The 17293-nt window shown below is 62.4% G+C and carries 16 protein-coding genes; 9 read left to right on the forward strand and 7 right to left on the reverse strand.

Annotated features, from left to right (window positions below):
• Window positions 1–11: 11 nt before the first annotated feature.
• Window positions 12–1355, reverse strand: coding sequence for an aspartate aminotransferase family protein (locus tag ACFDR6_RS32795; RefSeq protein ID WP_375860972.1), 1344 nt, complete (start codon window positions 1353–1355; stop codon window positions 12–14).
• A 340-nt stretch (window positions 1356–1695) separates the two neighbouring features.
• Here ACFDR6_RS32795 and ACFDR6_RS32800 point away from each other — a divergent pair, with 340 nt between their 5' ends.
• The 3 genes from ACFDR6_RS32800 to ACFDR6_RS32810 all read left to right on the forward strand — a co-directional run bounded on the left by ACFDR6_RS32800 (window position 1696) and on the right by ACFDR6_RS32810 (window position 4437).
• Window positions 1696–2532, forward strand: coding sequence for a DeoR/GlpR family DNA-binding transcription regulator (locus ACFDR6_RS32800; protein ID WP_212091842.1), 837 nt, complete (start codon window positions 1696–1698; stop codon window positions 2530–2532).
• A gap of 13 nt (window positions 2533–2545) precedes the next feature.
• Window positions 2546–3580 (forward strand): helix-turn-helix domain-containing protein, encoded by a 1035-nt coding sequence (locus tag ACFDR6_RS32805; protein ID WP_212091840.1) that lies wholly within the window; start codon window positions 2546–2548, stop codon window positions 3578–3580.
• A 65-nt stretch (window positions 3581–3645) separates the two neighbouring features.
• The gene (locus ACFDR6_RS32810) at window positions 3646–4437 is read left to right on the forward strand and encodes an inositol monophosphatase family protein (protein ID WP_212092129.1); all 792 of its coding nucleotides are present in this window, start codon (window positions 3646–3648) and stop codon (window positions 4435–4437) included.
• Between the two features lie 30 nt (window positions 4438–4467).
• Here ACFDR6_RS32810 and ACFDR6_RS32815 read toward each other — a convergent pair whose 3' ends face one another.
• A complete protein-coding gene (locus tag ACFDR6_RS32815; protein WP_212091837.1) occupies window positions 4468–5424 on the reverse strand; it encodes a choline/ethanolamine kinase family protein in 957 nt (318 codons plus the stop codon).
• Window positions 5421–6446 carry a phosphotransferase gene (locus ACFDR6_RS32820; RefSeq protein ID WP_375860870.1) on the reverse strand — a complete coding sequence of 342 codons (1026 nt, stop codon included), beginning with the start codon at window positions 6444–6446 and terminating at the stop codon, window positions 5421–5423. The genes ACFDR6_RS32815 and ACFDR6_RS32820 overlap by 4 nt, the downstream gene beginning before the upstream one ends.
• A 178-nt stretch (window positions 6447–6624) precedes the next feature.
• Here ACFDR6_RS32820 and ACFDR6_RS32825 point away from each other — a divergent pair, with 178 nt between their 5' ends.
• Window positions 6625–8031 (forward strand): amidase, encoded by a 1407-nt coding sequence (locus ACFDR6_RS32825; RefSeq protein ID WP_375860871.1) that lies wholly within the window; start codon window positions 6625–6627, stop codon window positions 8029–8031.
• A 3-nt stretch (window positions 8032–8034) separates the two neighbouring features.
• Here ACFDR6_RS32825 and ACFDR6_RS32830 read toward each other — a convergent pair whose 3' ends face one another.
• The 4 genes from ACFDR6_RS32830 to ACFDR6_RS32845 form a co-directional block, all read right to left on the reverse strand.
• Window positions 8035–9855: an ABC transporter ATP-binding protein gene (locus ACFDR6_RS32830; protein WP_375860872.1), complete on the reverse strand. Its 1821-nt coding sequence runs from the start codon at window positions 9853–9855 to the stop codon at window positions 8035–8037.
• Between the two features lies 1 nt (window position 9856).
• Window positions 9857–10774 (reverse strand): ABC transporter permease, encoded by a 918-nt coding sequence (locus ACFDR6_RS32835; RefSeq protein WP_375860873.1) that lies wholly within the window; start codon window positions 10772–10774, stop codon window positions 9857–9859.
• Window positions 10775–10776: 2 nt separating this feature from the next.
• Window positions 10777–11757, reverse strand: coding sequence for an ABC transporter permease (locus ACFDR6_RS32840; protein ID WP_212091829.1), 981 nt, complete (start codon window positions 11755–11757; stop codon window positions 10777–10779).
• A 114-nt stretch (window positions 11758–11871) separates the two neighbouring features.
• Window positions 11872–13434 (reverse strand): ABC transporter substrate-binding protein, encoded by a 1563-nt coding sequence (locus ACFDR6_RS32845; RefSeq protein ID WP_375860874.1) that lies wholly within the window; start codon window positions 13432–13434, stop codon window positions 11872–11874.
• 333 nt (window positions 13435–13767) lie between these two features.
• Here ACFDR6_RS32845 and ACFDR6_RS32850 point away from each other — a divergent pair, with 333 nt between their 5' ends.
• From ACFDR6_RS32850 to ACFDR6_RS32870, 5 genes are read left to right on the forward strand one after another with little or no spacing between them, the layout of a single operon-like run.
• Window positions 13768–14574 carry an HAD-IIA family hydrolase gene (locus tag ACFDR6_RS32850; RefSeq protein WP_317242656.1) on the forward strand — a complete coding sequence of 269 codons (807 nt, stop codon included), beginning with the start codon at window positions 13768–13770 and terminating at the stop codon, window positions 14572–14574.
• 23 nt (window positions 14575–14597) lie between these two features.
• A complete protein-coding gene (locus ACFDR6_RS32855; RefSeq protein ID WP_249153699.1) occupies window positions 14598–15554 on the forward strand; it encodes a phosphotransferase enzyme family protein in 957 nt (318 codons plus the stop codon).
• A complete protein-coding gene (locus ACFDR6_RS32860; RefSeq protein ID WP_375860875.1) occupies window positions 15554–15784 on the forward strand; it encodes a hypothetical protein in 231 nt (76 codons plus the stop codon). The genes ACFDR6_RS32855 and ACFDR6_RS32860 overlap by 1 nt, the downstream gene beginning before the upstream one ends.
• Before the next feature lie 12 nt (window positions 15785–15796).
• A complete protein-coding gene (locus ACFDR6_RS32865; RefSeq protein WP_375860876.1) occupies window positions 15797–16573 on the forward strand; it encodes an ABC transporter ATP-binding protein in 777 nt (258 codons plus the stop codon).
• A complete protein-coding gene (locus ACFDR6_RS32870; RefSeq protein WP_212091817.1) occupies window positions 16570–17292 on the forward strand; it encodes an ABC transporter ATP-binding protein in 723 nt (240 codons plus the stop codon). The genes ACFDR6_RS32865 and ACFDR6_RS32870 overlap by 4 nt, the downstream gene beginning before the upstream one ends.
• Window position 17293: the final 1 nt, after the last annotated feature.

Consider the following 17293-nt stretch of genomic DNA (forward strand, 5'->3'; position numbering starts at 1 on the left):
GAACGAGCCCCTTAGGCCGACGCGATCGCGCGCAACTCTTCATCGCAAGCAGTGATGAACAAATCCGCGTGGTCCGTGCCGAAACACAGCGGCGGGCGAATCTTGAGAGTGCTGCCGAATGGTCCGGCAGCGCCGATCAGGAAGCCGCGCTGGCGCAGGCGGTTGATTAGCATGATTGCGAGCTCCGGCGCCGGCTCCTTGCTGTCACGATCAAGTACGAGCTCGAGGCCGATGAACAGACCGGCGCCGCGAACATCCCCGATCTGGATGCGGCGATTGCCGATCTCGCGCAATCCGTCCATCAGATGACGTCCGACCTCGCCCGCATTCTGCAACAGGCCCTCATCTTCGATCACGTCGAGCACCGCAAGCCCCGCCGCTGCGGCCACTGGATTGCCACCGAACGTGTTGAAGTACTTCACTTCCGCCGCAAAACAATCGAGCAATTGTGCACGCAAGGCGACGCCTCCCATGGGAAAGCCATTGCCCATGGGCTTGCCCATGGTCACAATGTCGGGGACAACACCATGGCGCGCAAAGCCCCACATGGCTGCACCGGTGCGTCCAAAACCTGGTTGCACCTCGTCGGCGATGAACAACCCCTGGCGTTCATGGACGAGCTTTATGGTCGATGCCAGGAAGCCGGCCGGTTCGGCGTAGACACCGTCGCTCGAAAAGATCGTGTCCACCAGTAGCCCTGCGAACCCGACACCGCTTCGCTCGAGATCGGCAATTGCCGCCGCAACATTGTCGGCGAAACGCCGCCCCGGATCGCCGACGAGATTGCGGAACATCTCGGGCGCTGGCACCACCCGCACATGAGACGGCAACGGTTGGCCCGGACGTGAGGACGGCGATATGTCGGTCACGGCTGTGGTGTTGCCGTGATACGCCGTCTCCGTGACGATGAAGCCGGCCCGGCCGGTCGCGACCTTCGCGATCCGCAGCGCCAGATCGTTAGCCTCGCTACCAGTGCACGTCAGCACCAGATGATCGATCTCGGATGGAAATGTCGCCAGCAAGCGCTCCGCATAGCCATCCACCATATCGTTGAGATAGCGCGTGTGGGTGTTGAGCAGACCGACCTGGCGACGAATGGCCTCAACGACGCGAGGGTGCGAATGCCCGACCGATGGGACGTTGTTATAGAGATCGAGATATCGGCGGCCCTCGACGTCGAACATGTAGACGCCTTCGGCGCGCTCCATTCGGATCGGCTCCTGGTAAAACAGGACCGAAGCCTTGCCGAACGACCGCAGGCGTCGTTGCACCGCCTCCCCGAGTTCGGCGCCCATCGCGGGCGCACGACTCTGGTCGAAGGCATTCAACGCCAGAATTTCTGTTTCCCGCTGCACTACACGCCTCCTCTGACCGCGCCTTGCGCAAGTCAAAGCGATCACTGCAGCGATCGTGCCGCAGTCATTTCCCGATCAGCTTGAAGAAATGTGCGAATTCCCACAATGACAAGCCGACCAGAGGCAAAAGACATCGGAGCCTCAGGCATGCAGCCTCACGTCACTCCAAATACTATCCTGCTTTCAATGGATTAGATCGATACCAACCGTTGCATGCGGAGATACTGGGCACTCCACTGCCCAGAATTTGAGGGACTTGCCACATAATTGGTGTATCTTTCCAAACTGCCGTGAGAAAGACTTCCTTGTCCCGACGGCCGAGGCAGATGAGGACACGTCAATGACGAGCGAGCCGCTTCAGACCAGCGACGCCTCCGCGGCCGACAGACGGCCACGAAAGAGCGACGGCGATCGCCTCTCGAAGCTGGCGCGACACAAGCACATCATCGCGCAACTCACCGCCGCCCCGACCCTGCGCGCCTCCGAGATTGCGGCGTCGCTTGGTGTCTCCGGCGAAACCATACGCCGAGACCTCGTGGAGCTTCAGGAACAGAAGCTCATCAACCGCACCTATGGCGGCGCGTCCCGTCCGTTTGCGCTCGAACCGGCTCTCACCGATCGCAAGGCGCTCATGATCGCCGAACGCGAGGCGATCGCCGCCGTGATCGCCGACCTCGTTCTACCGAACGAAGTCCTGATGCTGGCCGCCGGCGCCACGACGTTTCATGTCGCCAGACGATTGGCTTTGCGCGCGCGCGACATCACGGTCATCACGCACGACTATGCGATTGCGGGCGCGCTCGCGGTCAATTCATCCATCCGGGTGCTGTGCTGTCCGGGTCGCTATCACCCGACTGAAGGCTATGTGTTCGGCACACAGACGATCGCCAACATCAACAGCTACGAGGCCAACCGCGCCATCGTGAGTGCGACAGGCATCAGCGCACGGGGCGCCAACGATGCGGATGATGAGGCCGGCGCGATCTATGGCGCGATGGTCAAGCGCGCAGCGGAAGCGATCCTCGTCGCCGATCACAGCAAGTTCGACCAGCGCGCCCTGACCGTGTTTGCGCAATGGACCGACATCGACCGTCTGGTTACCGACCGGCAACCGGAAGGATCTCTGGCAACGGCGCTCCGAGAAGCCGGAACGGAGTTGATCGTTGCCCAACCCTGAGAGAGACCAAACCATGGCAAGCCTCACATCTCTTGCTTCTCGCGAGGAGTATACCGGCCTTGATGATGGTGGCGGCGACAAGGGTCCTGCATCGCATAGGCGAACCAGGATCGGACGCCTGGATCTTGAACTCGTCGCGCCGCAGCAAGCCTTCGCCTGCAGCTGGAAACGCACCTCCAGCATTCACGATGCTTCCTATGTGCTCGTATTTCCCCTGACCGGATGTGTGACGTTCAGCCAGGACGGCCGCGTCGGCATTGCCCGGGCCGGCGAATATGTCCTGCTCAGCGAACTCGCCTTCTACGAATTGTCGTCCGACAAGACCACACGCCTTCTGATGCTTCGGATCCCGGCCGCGGAGCTGCGCGGACGTCTCGTCTCGATCGAGGATCACATCAGCCGACGCTTCAAGCCAAACGAGCAGATGACCCGCCTTCTGGCCGGAATGGTCCAAAACGTGGCCGAGCTGTTCATCGAGTTGCCGGCGCCGAATCCACAGGCGCTTGCGACGGAAGTCATCAGCTTCGTGGCCCTCACGATCGGCTCGGAGGACAGGGGCGCCGCCACAGACGTCCGCAATGCGCGCTATCACCTGCGTCGCCGGATCGTTGATTTCATTGAAAGCCATCTCGGCGACCAATCCCTGTCACCGAAGAAGATTGCGGCCAGCAGCCGCATCTCGCTGAGCTATCTCTACAGTCTGTTCACGGACAACGAGACCACGGTCAGCCAGTTCGTGCAGACCAAACGACTGCAGCGAGCCTACGAAATCCTGGTTGCCGATCCCAAGGGCCACCGTACCGTGTCGGAGGTCGCCTACGAAGTGGGCTTCAAGAACGTCTCGCATTTCTCGCGCTGCTTCAGCCGCCACTTCAAGGTGGCCCCGCGTGACGTTCGCCAGGCACCGCAAGCCGCGCCGCGGCCGGGCCCAGCTGCGCGCGCTGCCGGACCGAACGGATCGTCTTCGCCACGAATGGCCTCCTCACGCAAGGCATTCGGGTCCCCGTATTGGAACGTTCGCAAGCAACAGCTTCACGAGACGGTTTAGAGCCGAATTCCCAAGGCCAGCCTCTGCGCCGCTCATGCGCGACGTGCTTTCCCCTGGAGCGAGCATTGGACGACATTCAAGACAAGATTTCTGCGAACGAACTCGCTGCGTTCTTCCATGAACTCGCCGACGTGGCCGGCCGGATTGCGTTGACCCATTTCCGTTCCAGTGTCGATTTCGAACGCAAGCAGGATCTGACGCCGGTGACGATCGCCGATCGTGCGATCGAAGTGGAATTGCGGCGCCTGATCAGCGCGCGCTTCCCCGATCACGGCATCGTCGGTGAGGAGATGGGATCGACCTTCGGCGAGCGCCACACCTGGTACCTCGATCCGATCGACGGAACGAAGAGCTTTATCTCCGGAATGCCGCTGTTCGGCACGCTTGTCGCGCTCGCCGACGAACACGAAGGATCGGTCGTCGCCGGCATGATTGACATGCCGGCGCTGGCCGAACGGTGGTATGGCACGCGGCGTGGGGTCAGCTTCAACGGCAAGCCCGCCATGGTCAGCCGCACGGCAAGACTGGAAGACGCACAGATCTACACATCTTCGCCGGACTTCTTTACGCCGCAGGATTGGGCTCGCTATGACTTGCTGAGCAAGAAAGCCATGTTCCGACGATTTGGCGGCGATTGCTATCAGTATGGGCTGCTGGCGTCCGGCCATTGCGATCTTGTCGTGGAGACGTCGCTCAAATCGTTCGACTTCATGGCATTGATTCCCGTGGTCGAGGGCGCCGGCGGAATCATACGCGACTGGGATGGGCGGCCACTCACACCGGACTCCGACGGCCGCGTGATCGCCGCGGCGAACGACAGCCTGCTCGAGCAGGCCCTGACCATCCTGAAGCAATAGCCGCAAGAGACCGTCGGGGCCGGCGCCGGCTCACACCAGCCGTAACCAGCCGTCCCAGCGCGGGTCATACATCACGTCGCGGGCGCGCATGTATTTCCAGACGCCGTACTTCTGGTAGTCGAAATCCCAGGTGTTGAGCTTGCGGTTGACGACCGCCCATGAGGCCCATTTCATATCCGCGAGCGCGCGGTTGAGAATGACGCGCGCAATCATCTGCGGACGAACCTCGCCCAGATATTGCTCGATGAGAGCTTCCGTCAGCTTCTCGTCAAAGAACATTTCGGCAAATAGCACGCCGAGCTCGTAGCTGCGCTCATTGTTGGAGGCGAATTCGTAGTCGATCAGCTTCATCGGCCTGGGCGCGCCGACTTCGGCCGAAATGAGGAAATTCCCCGGCATGGGATCGTTGAAGCACGGAACGAGGTCGAGGCCCGACGCCAGGAAGGCCGACTTGGCCTGATTGTAGCGGTGCATCAGCCAGGGCATGTCCTGCGGGAAATGCGATCCCAGTTCCTTGCCCTGCTCGATATGTTCCTCGATCATGTCGAAGATCGTCTTGGTCTGGCCGAGCTTGGGGCCGCCATGCAAACGGCGATAGAGATCGAGCACGTCGGACTGGATGGCGGAATCGCCGAAATCCGCATTGGTGCAGGCGCGGTAGCCCTCCAGAAATTCACTGATCTCCAGCCCGTCCGCCGCGTCGAAGAAGATGACCTCCGGCCCGACACCCATGGCATGGGCATTGCGCGCGGCCTCGTTGGCGGTGACGCGATCGATGAACATTTCCGAGCCCTCGCCCGGCACCTTGACGAAATAGCGGCGCGCGTCGCCGGACATCTCGACCAGCCAGTTCTGGTTCGATAGGCCGCCGACCAGCGGTGCATAGACGGCCGCCTTGCCGCGCCATTGCGGGACGCGAGCGATGGCGGCCTCGACGTTGCGTTCGTGAACCGTGGTCCCCTCACCAACTTTTCTGCGAACGGTCATGCGATCCTCCGAAGCATCTCGCCAAAGCGGGGCTCCCGAACCGCCATGCGGCAACGCACGAAGCGCCAACTGGCGAATTTGTAGAACTCCAGCGTATTGCGCGCCGATTTGGCGGCGAGCAGCGCGCCGATCAATCCCCAGCGCAGATCATCAGCCACGCCGTAAATCCGCGCACGGTTGAACGTCCCCTCGTCGAATGTCCCGGTGCTGCGGGTGAAGAGGTCGCGCGCCTCAGGCTCCTGCGCGCAGGCCTCGACGAAGAAGGTGCCAATATCCTCCAGCGGGTCGGCCGTCGTCGCGCGATCCCAGTCGATCAGACGAACCTCGCCTGCGTCGCTGATCAGGATATTCGAAACATTGCCGTCGCCGTGGATCGGCACCGCGTTGATGTCCAGCGTCCGGAGGGCGTCGGCCGCAAAGCGCAGCTCCTTGACCAGCCATTCGGCATCCGACGGCAGCTGTGCTTTCGCGGCCGCCGCAGCAGCATGGAAATGCTCGATCTCGTCAAAGACGCTGTTGCGGCGTGGCAGCGGCGGTCCGGATTGAAACAGGCGCATCGCCGCAATGACGGCGTCGACGATGTCGGGCTCGAGCATCCGCTCCAAGGTACCGACCCGCCAGCCCTGGTTGAGATCCTCCATCACCAGCAGGCCCGCCTTCGGATCGGCCATCAGCACTTTGGGCCCGATGCCGAGATCGGATGCACGCTGCGCCGCCTCGAAGGCGCACGCCACGTCGATATAGAGCTCCGCATCACGATCCATGGCCTTGATGAAGATGCTCTCGCCACTGCCCTTTCTGGTGGCGCGCCAGGGAAAGCCGTCGACGCCTCGCCAGCTTGGCGAAGCCAGGATCGGGATGGCAGATTCGATCACGATGTCTCCGGCTCCCCATCCGGGGAGCCCGGCAATGGAATTCCGGATGGTAGCCAGTTCCGTTCCAGATTGACTCATTCCAGATTGACTCATGGCGACTTCCGATCTCTTGCAGTTGCCGTTCAGCCGACCTTCGTGTCCGCCCAATTTGATCAGGCAAATTTTGATCAGGCAAATTTTGATCAGGCAAATTTTGATCAGGACAGATGCAAAAGGGATGCCTCGCGCTCCACCAAATCATGCCGTTGAACCAGCGGGCCTACCCTTATGCGCGCTATGTCCGCTATCCGGAGTGTGATCCGGGACGCGACCCATCGAGGCCACCATGTCTGCTGCAGAACTGATCGGGATGAGCCTTGCCGAGCTGGCGGAGGCGTACGCCTCGCGCGCGCTGTCTCCGGTGGAGGTGCTGCGAGCGACCCTCAACCACTCCGAAGGGGTCAATACCGCGATCAACGCCTTGTTCAGCTTCCGTCCGGAACAGGCCATGGCCAGCGCGCAACGCTCGGAAGCCCGATGGAAGGCCGGAGCAGCGCTGGGTCCGCTCGATGGTATTCCAATGACCGTCAAGGACAGCGTCGCCATGGCCGGCTGGCCCTACTTTCATGGCATCGGAGCCAACCGCGCCCTGCCGCCTTCAAATTACGATTCACCACCGGCGATCGCATTGCGCGAAGCCGGCGCGGTGATCTTTGCAAAAACCACGATGCCGGATTGCGGCCTGATGGCGTCAGGCATCAGCTCGCTGCACGGCATCACCCGCAACCCCTGGGGGCTTGCCTGGAACACCGGCGGCTCGTCGGCCGGCGCCGCCGCGTCGGTCGCTGCCGGCGCCGGATATGTCTCCGTCGGCACGGATATCGCGGGCTCCGTCCGCCTTCCAGCTGCACATTGCGGCCTCGCCGGACTCAAGCCCACCCACGGACGCGTGCCGCATCTGCCGGCCGACACCATGCGCATGGCCGGTCCCATGGGCCGCAGCGTCGACGATATCGCCCGCCTGCTGACCGTGCTGACGCGGCAGGACGAGCGCGACACCTGGAGCCTCCCCGCCGACGGCGTGCGCTATCACGAGCGCCTCGAGCGCGATGTGAAGGGATTGAAGATCGGAATCCTCACCGACATGGGGTTTGGCATGAAACCCGAAGCGGTCGTGCGCGAGACCGTCGAGGCGACCGGAAAGCTGCTGGCGGGCGCAGGCGCGTTCGTTGAACCGTTTGCCTCGCCGCTAGACCATGACGCCTATGCGGCGATTGACCTGTTCCTCCAGGTCCGCGGGTATCTCGAATACACCTCGCTGCCCGCACATACTGACACCCCACGCGACATCAATCCCTACGTTCGCGCGTGGTCTCTCGGCGGAGCAAAGCATTCAGGCACCGATCTCTACCGGGCCCTGGGGCAGATCGCCAAAATGAAGGCGGCGCTGCTGGGGGCGTTCGAAGGCTGGGACTATGTCATCTCACCGACGCTGCCGGTGGTGAATTTTCCGGCGGAAGAACCGGGTGTCTCCCGCGAGACGCCGCTCGCGCACACGCTGTTCACGGCCATGTTCAACCAGACCTGCCAACCCGCTTCCACGGTCTGCATGGCGTTCGATTCCCGGGATCTGCCAATCGGTGTTCAGGTCATCGGCCATCGCTTCGACGATCTCGGCGTCCTCCAGGTGACGAAGGCGCTGGAAGATCTGCGTTCAATCGAGCTGGGCTGGCCGTTCAAGCCACGCCCCTGACCGTCAGGCCGCCGCCTGCGCCTGATCACCATCGAGCAGATGGCAAGCGGCGAAGCGCCCCGGCGAATGCTCGACGAGCCCCGGCGTCTCCACCCGACAGCGGCCGAAGGCCTTCGGACAGCGCGACGCGAAGCTGCAGCCGGCTGGGATGTCGATCGGGCTGGGCGGCTCGCCCTCGAGCAGAAAATCGGAGGGATCAAACGGCTTCTGCTCCAACGTCGGGGCCGCCGACAGCAGCGCCTTGGTATAAGGATGCTGCGGGTCGAAGAAGAGATGGTGGTTGTCGGCAATCTCGACCATCTCGCCGAGATACATCACCGCGATCCGCGTGCAGACCTTCCGCACCATGGCGAGATCGTGCGAGATGAAGACGTAGGTGAGGTCGTTCTTCTCCTGCAATTTCGAGAACAGCTCGATCAGCCTGCCCTGCTCGCGCTGGTCCAGCGCCGACAAGGTCTCGTCGAGGATCAGGAGCTTGGGATCGAGAATCAGGGCTCGTGCAATCGAGATGCGCTGGCGCTCGCCGGTCGAGAGCGCGTTCGGCAGCTGATCGTAGAGCTCAGCGGCAAGACCGACTTCGGCCATCGCCGCGATCACTCGCTTCCTCAAACCGGCGCGCTTGACCCTGCCACGGATCAGGAGACTCTCCTCGATCATGCGGCCGACCGTGGTCCGCGGCGGCAAGGCATTGTACGGGTCCTGCAGGAGCAGCTGGAACTCGTTGCGCTTGCGGATCAAATCCCCCGACGACAGCGCACCGAGCGAAGTCCCGTTCAAGACGATGCTGCCGCTGTCAGGCGTCTCCAGCCAGGCCAAGAGCCGGGTCAGGGTCGACTTGCCGCAGCCGGATTCTCCGACGATGCCAAAATTCTCGCGTGGCATGATGTCGAGCGTGACACCGCGCACCGCCTGCACGTTGCTGTAGCTGTTGAACGTGCCGCGCTTGCGGGCGCGATAGGTGCGATGGACATTCTCCACCTTCATCAACGGCGCCTCGCCCTGCGCCTGACGGCGAGCAAGCGGGCCCTCCGCCGTCTCCCACATCCGCGGCACGCTTGCGATGGCCTTGCGCGTGTAGTCGGATTGCGGCGAAGCCAGCAGGTCGGCGAACGCCTGCTGCTCGACAAACCGGCCCTGGTGCAGCACGGCCGTTCGATCGCCGAACTGGCCGAGCGTCGGCAAGGAAGACGACAAATAGATCGTCGCCATCTTGTGCCGCGTGCAGAGGTCATGGAGCAAGGCCACGATCTGCGCGGCGATGGTGACGTCCAGCGGCTGGGTCACGTTGTCGGCGATCAGCACGGCGGGTTCGGCGCAAATGGCATCCACGATCATCGCGCGCTGCATCATGCCGCCGGAGAATTTCGACGGGTAGTCCCAGTAGCGCTCCTTTGGCGAGGGGATGCGGACCTCGCCGAGCAGCTGCATGACCCGGTCACGACACTCGCGCCCGTTCCATTCAGGCCTCACACTGTGCAGCTTCTCCGCGATCTGGACGCCCACCGGCACGGTCGGATCGAGCGAACTCTGCGGCTTGGAGCCGATATAGGCGATATCGCGCCCGATCCGGACTTCGCGCGCGCCGGCGCCGAGGATGTCATGACCGGCGAAGGCGACCCGTCCGGCGCGATATTCCAGGCTCTCCGGCAACCAGTTCGCCAGCGCGCGGCTGAGCACCGTCTTGCCCGCACCGCTTTCCCCGTAGATGCCGAAAATCTCCGACGTGCTGAGGCGGAAGCTGACGTGATCGAGAATGGGAGCCGCCCCGGGTGTCGTCGCACCAACCGTCAGATCGTCGATTTCGAGAATGAGCGAGAGATCCATCTCAAAGACCTCCATAGATGCGGTTGCGCGCCTTTTCCAGCGCCGAGCCCATCAGATTGATCGAGGTGAGCGCGATGGCGAGGAAGATTCCCGGGATGGTCCCGATCCACCAGGCATTGAGAAGATATTTGCGGGAATCGGCGATGATGCTGCCAAAGCTCGGGGTCGGCGGCTGAATGCCGAGCCCGAGGAAGCCCAGGATCGCTTCGAAGATCATCATGCGGGCGACATCGAGCACTGCGACGAACGCGATCGGCGGCAGGATGTTGGGCGCAGCGAACAGCAGCAGGACGCGCCAGTCCCCGGCCCCGAGCACCCGCAAGCCACGCACATATTCCTTGCCGCGCTCGGCGACCGCGGCACTGCGGGCCACCCGCGCGTAGAGCGGCCAGCCGGACAGCGCCAGCACGATAATGATGGTCGGGACGGTCGGCCGCGACACGCCGAGAATCGTGATCGCCAGGATGATCATCGGAATCGAGAGCTGCGCGTCGGTGATCCGCATGATGATGGTGTCCCACCACCTGCCCTTGAAGCCCGCGAACAGGCCGAGGCCGCAGCCGATGATGAAGATCAGGAGCACCGTGACGATGCCGACCAGCAGCGAATAGCGCAGTCCGATAAGGCTGCGCATCAGGATGTCACGGCCGAGCTGATCCGTGCCGAGCACGTGATCCCAGGTCCATTTCTCGCCCAGATAGACCGGCGCCAGGAATTTGTCTTTCACCACCATCTTGGTGGCGCTGACCGAGGACACTTCGGGATAGATCGCGGACGCCAGCAGCAGCGCGATGAAGACAAAGAAACCGACCTTGAAGCTCGACATGCTCCAGGCTGCAGCCAGGATCCGCCGATTGACGGACCGGATGCGCGCCAATCGAGGTTCAAGCTCCGCAGCAATGACCGTGGTGGCCGTCATGGTCAGATCTCCACGCGAGGGTCGATGAGATAAGCGACCAGATCCACGATGATATTGATGAACACGAACACCGCGCTGGTCGTAATGGCGATGCCCTGGATGACCGGGAAATCACGTCCGACGACGGAGACGACGGTCAGATTGCCGAGGCCCGGATAATCGAAGATGTATTCGATCACCAGCACGCCGCCGATCAGGGTCGAAAGCTGGATGCCGAGCAAATTGACCAGCGGCACCGCGGCATTGCGCAGCGCATGGGAATAGACGATGCGGCGGCGCGACAGGCCGCGAACCCGGGCTTCATCGATGAACGGCGCCTGCATCACCTCGCCAAGTGACGTCGTCAGTGTCCGGATAATGAAGGGCGCGATCTCCACCGCCAGCACCAGGGCCGGCAGAATGACATAGGAGAAGCCCTGGTAGCCGAGCGCCGGAAGCAGCTTCAGCTTGATTGACAGAAACAGGATCAGAACGATCGCGAGCCAAAAATTCGGGATCGACACGAAAAGCGACTGCATGCCGAACGCCAGGGCGTTCTGCCATCGATGCTGATGCAGACCACCGGCTATTCCGACCGGAAACGAGATCAACAGCGCGAACAACAAGGCCATGCCGCCCAATTGCAGCGTGAATGGCAATCGTTCGAGAATGAGGTCGGTCACAAGCGCCATGTCCGACTTGGTCGGATCGACATATTGGCCACCGGCCGCAATCATCCCGCTACGCGGCCGAAGATAAGACTGTCCGAGGTCGCCCTGGAGCAGACCGCGCATATAGCGGCCGTATTGAACGATGATGGGATCGCGCAGCCCCATCTTGGTCGCCACCTGCTCGACCACATCGGGCGGCGCCATGCCGCCGACGATCAGACGAACGGGATCGCCTGGAACCACGCGCAACAGCGTAAAGATGATCAACGAGGTGATGAAGACGATCAGGAGGCCCTGCGCGATCCGCTTGACCAGGAATTCCAGGATCAACATCGGGAAGAGCTACCCTTGCATTCGTCGGGAGTTCCGGCAGGCCGGGTCGTCTGGCCCTGCAACCGACCTGAGAAACCCGATAGGTCGGACAAGTCCGACCTATCGGAGCAATCATCATGCCAGTGTGGCCTTGGTCATGTCCTGCATGCCGTTCGGGTAGATGTAGAGGCCGTCGAGCTTCTTGCTGTAGGCGTGGATGAAGACCGAGGTGAACAACGCCAGTGCCGGCGCCTTTTTGGCGATGGTCGGCAGCGTCTCGGTCTGGAGGATCTTCTTGCGCTCTTCGATAGAGGTGGCGTTGCGCTCCTTGTCGAGCACCGCGTCGATGTCCTTGTCGACGATGCCGGTGATGCGCTTGGATGAGGAATGGAAGTGGGTGCGCAGCACCAGATCCGGCTCGGGCGAACCCGTGCACCAGCCGCAGTCGATCATGTTGCCTTCGCCGCCGCCCGGCTTGTCATAGAGCAAATTGCCCCAGGCCGCGACTTCGAGGGTCTGAAGATTGACCTTGAAACCCTGTTCCTGGAGCATGCCGGTGATCAGCTCGGCATATTCCTTGGTCTTCGGATAGAAGCCCACCGAGGTGTAATAGGTGAGTTCGGGCAGGCCCTGGCCCTTCGGGAAGCCGGCTTCCGCCAGCAGCTTCTGGGCCTTGGCTGGATCGAATTCCGGATACTCGGCGACCTCCGTATAGCCGAACTTCACCGGCGAGATATGCGCCTTGGAGTAGGTTCCGGAGACGCCGAGAATTTCAAGAACCTGCTTGCGGTCGATTGAATGGCACGCCGCGAGACGAATGCGGGGATCGTCGAACGGCTTCTTGGAGCAGCGGAAGAACAGATATTTGTTCTCGACCGACACCGCCTTGTGGATGTTGAAGCGGGCATCCTTGGAAATCGTATCGACCTGCTCCTGCTCCAGCCGCTCGATGATGTCCGCCGAGCCATTCAGCAACGACAGCGTCCGGGTCGTGGTGTCGCCGACGAAATGATATTCGACGCCAGGAATCTTGGGCGCGCCGAGGAAGAAGTCGGCGTTGGCGGCGAGAACGGTGGTATCGCCCTTCTGCTCGACATATTTGTACGGCCCGGTGCCGTTCATGCGAGCCGACAACTGCGCCTTGTTGGCGACGTCCTTGGCGGACATGATCGGCAGGAACGAGGAAAGATAATAGTAGAGCGACGCCGGATAACCGTGTGCCTTGGTGTTGATGCGGCAGGTGAAGTCGTCGACGACGTCAACGGTGACGAGGCCCGGATACCACTGCGCCGGTCGATCGGGCAGGCAGCCATATTCATAGGTCGCCTTGACGTCGGCTGCCGTAAACGGCGTGCCGTCGTGAAACTTGATGCCCTTCCGAAGCTTGACTTCCATCGTGGAAGCATCGATCGGCGTCATCGACTCCGCCAATTCGAAGATCAGCTCGTCCGGCTTGTCCGGCTTCATCGGCGCCCGCGTCAGATAGCCAAACACAAACCCCTCGACGATGAGCTGGCCAAGATTGGTGTGCGTGGTCGGATCCCAATTGCCGGACAGCGCCTCGGCGCCGAGAAAACGCAGCGCCTTGCCTTCGGCCGCAAAAGCTGAATTTACCAGGAAGTCCGGGTTGACCCGTCCGAAGCCGAACGCTGCGGCACCGGCAAGCCCTCCTAACATCACGTCTCTACGGTTGATCATGTCCTATCCCTCGATGATTTTGGCAACGTTGAAACTGCTGCCGAGGGCGCGGGGCCTCAGCCGTTTCGATCGTCTCGCGCAACGTCCTCAACCTGCAAAGCGTAGACCAAAGGCCGCGCTTGCCCGATTCCTGCTGCTCCACGATTCCGTTGCTGACACTCCCGGATGCGACGATTGCGCGCGGCGACTCCTGATCGCCCGGAGCGCAGCGCCCAACTCCGAGGCATCCGCGCCTCTCCACTGTGCAGGACAGGAATGATGGACGCTCGGAACAGCGGTTCGGAGACGGTGAGCCTATAATTTTCGCCTTTCGAAATGAGCGGAATCCCTGCCTTGAAAACACAGACGTTCCCGACCGTTCGCGGCATCATCTCGGACCTCGACGGCGTGGCCTATCGAGGAGATGCCGCGATCCCAAGCTCGGTAAGAGCGTTCCGCGCCTGGCACGACCAGGGCCTGCCGTATGCGTTCGTCACCAACAACTCGACGAAATCTGCCGCGCAATTTGTGACGAAGCTGACCAGCATCGGCATTCCGGCAAACTCACGGCAGGTCTTCAATACCATCTCGGCGGCGACGGCCCTGCTCGCAAGACGCTGGCCGCAAGGCACACCGGTCTTTGCGATCGGCGAACAGCCGTTACTCGCGGCCATTGAGGCAGCCGGCTATGATCTGACCTCTGTGGACCCGGAAGTCGTGGTGCTCGGCTTCGATTCGATGCTCGACTACGCCAAGCTGCGAACGGCCATACGGGCCGCACTGGCGGGAGCAGCGATCATTGCGACCAATCCCGACGTCCTCACGCCCGTGCACGATGGATATGACCCTTGCGTCGGCGTGCTGACGGCGGCGGTGGTCGCTGCAGTACCAAGTGCGAAGCCGATCGTCGTCGGCAAGCCACATCCGTTCCTGATCGAGCAGGCGCTTGCGCATCTCGGCACCGCCAAGCACGAAACGATCATGATCGGCGACCAGGTCGCAACCGATATCGCGGCGGGCAACGCCGCCGGCCTGCGCTCCATCTTGCTCGCCAGCGACGTGCCGTTCAACGCGGCCGCGGGCGTCGTCCCCGATCGCATCGTGTCGAGCCTTCTTGATCTCCTCGATGCCACTTCCGGGACGGCCGGCCGGCTCTCATGATGACTCCGAGCTTGATCGAAAGCATGCAGACCGAGCTTGGCGCGGCATTGCCGCTCTGGGGTCTCTCGTCACAATCGACGGTCTCCTTCCTCAGCCATTCCGAGAACACGACATTCCTGGCACAGGATGCGGCATCTGGACGGAGGCTTGTGCTGCGCGTGCAACGGATCGGCTACCACACGTCGGCCGAGATCAGGTCCGAGCTCGCCTGGATCAATGCGCTGATAGCGGAGGATATTGTCGTCACGCCTCGCCCAGTCGCCGATCGTGAGAGCCGGGCGCTATGTCCGATCGTCTTGAACGGCTCGCGGCGACAGGTTGCGGCATTCGAGTTTCTCAGCGGCAAGGAGCCCGATCCATCGGACGATCTCGTTGCCTGGTTCGGCAAGCTCGGTGCGATCTGTGCCAGGCTTCATGCGCATAGCCGCCGATGGAAGCGGCCGCCGGACTTTCAGCGCAAGATCTGGGATTTTGATGCAATGTTGGGCACACGACCGTTGTGGGGCGATTGGCGGGCCGGCCTCGGTCTTCGCGACGATGGCCGACAATTGCTGCAGAGGGTCGCCGACACACTCAAGCAGCGTCTCGATAGCTACGGAAACACTCACGACCGATTCGGTCTGATCCACGCCGATCTGCGGCCGGCCAATCTTCTCGTCGACGGTGCGCGTCTCGGCGTCATCGACTTCGACGATTGCGGCTTCTCCTGGTTCTTCTACGACTTTGCCGCCGCCGTCAGCTTCATGGAGCACGAGCCCGTGGTGGCTGAACTCCAGGCATCATGGCTCGACGGATATCGCGCGATCGCGTCGGTTTCGCGCGAAGACGAGCTCATGCTGCCCATTTTCGTGATGCTCCGGCGCATGCTGCTGACTGCCTGGATCGCCTCGCATTCGGACACCGAGACCGCACGACGGCTGGGAACGGACTACACCGATGCAACCGTCGCGATGGGAGAGCGATTCCTGCAAGCGCTTTGATGGTCGCGCGTGACGCGACCAAGTCGCTTGTTTTGATTTCGTTCCAGTTTTGCCCTCGCTCCAGTCTTGCTGTTCCGCGGCTCCAGAGCGCCATGACCGGCGCTGCCCAGCCGGGAAAGAATCCTGGGAACGTCAGCATCATCACAATTTCCGATATCGGCGAACGATATTTCGAATTTTACAAGCGTCTGCCGCAACGCAAAACTCCGTTTGTGATGGGCGACGAGTGAGAAGGCGTTGAGATGGCTTCCGGTGGTTTGGAGTTGGGCGCTCGCGACGTCAGCGTCCAGTTCGAAGGCTTGAAGGCGCTGTCAAACGTCACGCTCACGGTTCCGCGGGGACGCATCACCGGACTGATCGGCCCCAACGGCGCCGGGAAAACGACACTTATTAATGTGCTGACGGGGTTTCAGCCGGTCGGCACGGGGACCGTCGAGCTGGAAGGCGAGGTCCTCAACGGCATCGCGGCCCACAAGCTGCGACGCAAGGGCGTCGCGCGCACGTTCCAGTCCGGACGACTTTTCCGCGATCTGCCGGTTGTGGACAATCTAGAGGTTACAGGCGTGGGTCTCGGTCAGACCCGGCGCGAGGCGATCACGGAGGCCGAGCGCGTGCTGACTTGGCTCGGCATATCGCACCTCGGCAGCACGATCGCAGGCGCCCTGCCCTATACCGACGAACGCCGCGTCGCTATCGGCCGCGCCATCATGTGCACGCCGCGCTATCTGCTGCTGGACGAGCCCGCGGCCGGCATGTCCGAGCATGAAAGCCACGATCTGGCCGTCATCATCAGGCGGATCGCCGGCGAACTCGGCGTCGGCGTGCTGCTGATCGAGCACAACATTGGCCTCGTGCTTGAACTCTGCGAGCGCATCTTCGTGCTCGATTCCGGCGAGATCATCGAAGTCGGCGCGCCTGCGCAGATCCGCGACAGCGACGCGGTCCGGCACGCCTACATGGGCACGCAGCGCGACGACGTGATTCCGGCGCTCGCGACCGAGATGGGCGCCGCATCATGACGCTGCTCGCCGTCGACGACATCACCGTCAGCTACGGACGCCTGACAGCCCTGCGCGGCGTCACACTAGAGGTCGCCGAGGGTGAGGTTCTCTTCGTGACAGGCCCCAACGGCGCAGGAAAGTCGACGCTGCTGAACGCGCTCGCCGGGGTCGTACCGGTGGGATCGGGCTCCATCACCATGGACGGCGCGAAAGTGACGGGCGCCGCGCCGGAGGACATCGCGCGCCGCGGATTTTCGCTGGTGCCGGAAGGACGCAACGTCTTCGGCGCACTGAGCATCGAGGAGAATCTCAAGGTCGGCACCGGCATGCGAGCCGACAGGCACAAGATCGCCGGCGACCTCGAGTCCGTCTACGCCGAATTCCCGATGCTGGCCGATCGCCGACACACGGCGGCCGGCATGCTCTCGGGCGGCCAGCAGCAGATGCTCGTCATCGGTCGCGCGTTGATGACGGCTCCGCGCATCATGGCGATCGACGAGCCGTCGCTCGGACTTGCACCCAAGATCATCGATCAGGTCTACGAGATCCTGGTACGGCTGCGGGCGCAGCGCAAGCTGACGCTGCTGATCGTCGAGCAGAGCTCGACGCGCGCCATGATGGCCGGCGGACGCATGATCCTGATCCGCGGCGGGCGCATCGTCCTCGAGGGCGCAGCCGCCGACATGATCAAGGACGAGCGCCTGAAGCAGGCCTATTTCGGCTTCGGAGATCACTGAG

Origin of the sequence: Bradyrhizobium tunisiense (genome assembly GCF_042263385.1) — a bacterium.
Classification (GTDB): domain Bacteria; phylum Pseudomonadota; class Alphaproteobacteria; order Rhizobiales; family Xanthobacteraceae; genus Bradyrhizobium; species Bradyrhizobium tunisiense.

Coding starts and splice junctions, on each gene's coding strand:
- ACFDR6_RS32815 (WP_212091837.1), bottom strand. CDS start 5,424: ATGACCGTTCGCAGAAAAGTTGGTGAGGGGACCACGGTTCACGAACGC.
- ACFDR6_RS32800 (WP_212091842.1), top strand. CDS start 1,696: ATGACGAGCGAGCCGCTTCAGACCAGCGACGCCTCCGCGGCCGACAGA.
- ACFDR6_RS32830 (WP_375860872.1), bottom strand. CDS start 9,855: ATGGATCTCTCGCTCATTCTCGAAATCGACGATCTGACGGTTGGTGCG.
- ACFDR6_RS32825 (WP_375860871.1), top strand. CDS start 6,625: ATGTCTGCTGCAGAACTGATCGGGATGAGCCTTGCCGAGCTGGCGGAG.
- ACFDR6_RS32840 (WP_212091829.1), bottom strand. CDS start 11,757: ATGTTGATCCTGGAATTCCTGGTCAAGCGGATCGCGCAGGGCCTCCTG.
- ACFDR6_RS32855 (WP_249153699.1), top strand. CDS start 14,598: ATGCAGACCGAGCTTGGCGCGGCATTGCCGCTCTGGGGTCTCTCGTCA.
- ACFDR6_RS32860 (WP_375860875.1), top strand. CDS start 15,554: ATGGTCGCGCGTGACGCGACCAAGTCGCTTGTTTTGATTTCGTTCCAG.
- ACFDR6_RS32835 (WP_375860873.1), bottom strand. CDS start 10,774: ATGACGGCCACCACGGTCATTGCTGCGGAGCTTGAACCTCGATTGGCG.
- ACFDR6_RS32870 (WP_212091817.1), top strand. CDS start 16,570: ATGACGCTGCTCGCCGTCGACGACATCACCGTCAGCTACGGACGCCTG.
- ACFDR6_RS32805 (WP_212091840.1), top strand. CDS start 2,546: ATGGCAAGCCTCACATCTCTTGCTTCTCGCGAGGAGTATACCGGCCTT.
- ACFDR6_RS32865 (WP_375860876.1), top strand. CDS start 15,797: ATGGCTTCCGGTGGTTTGGAGTTGGGCGCTCGCGACGTCAGCGTCCAG.
- ACFDR6_RS32845 (WP_375860874.1), bottom strand. CDS start 13,434: ATGATCAACCGTAGAGACGTGATGTTAGGAGGGCTTGCCGGTGCCGCA.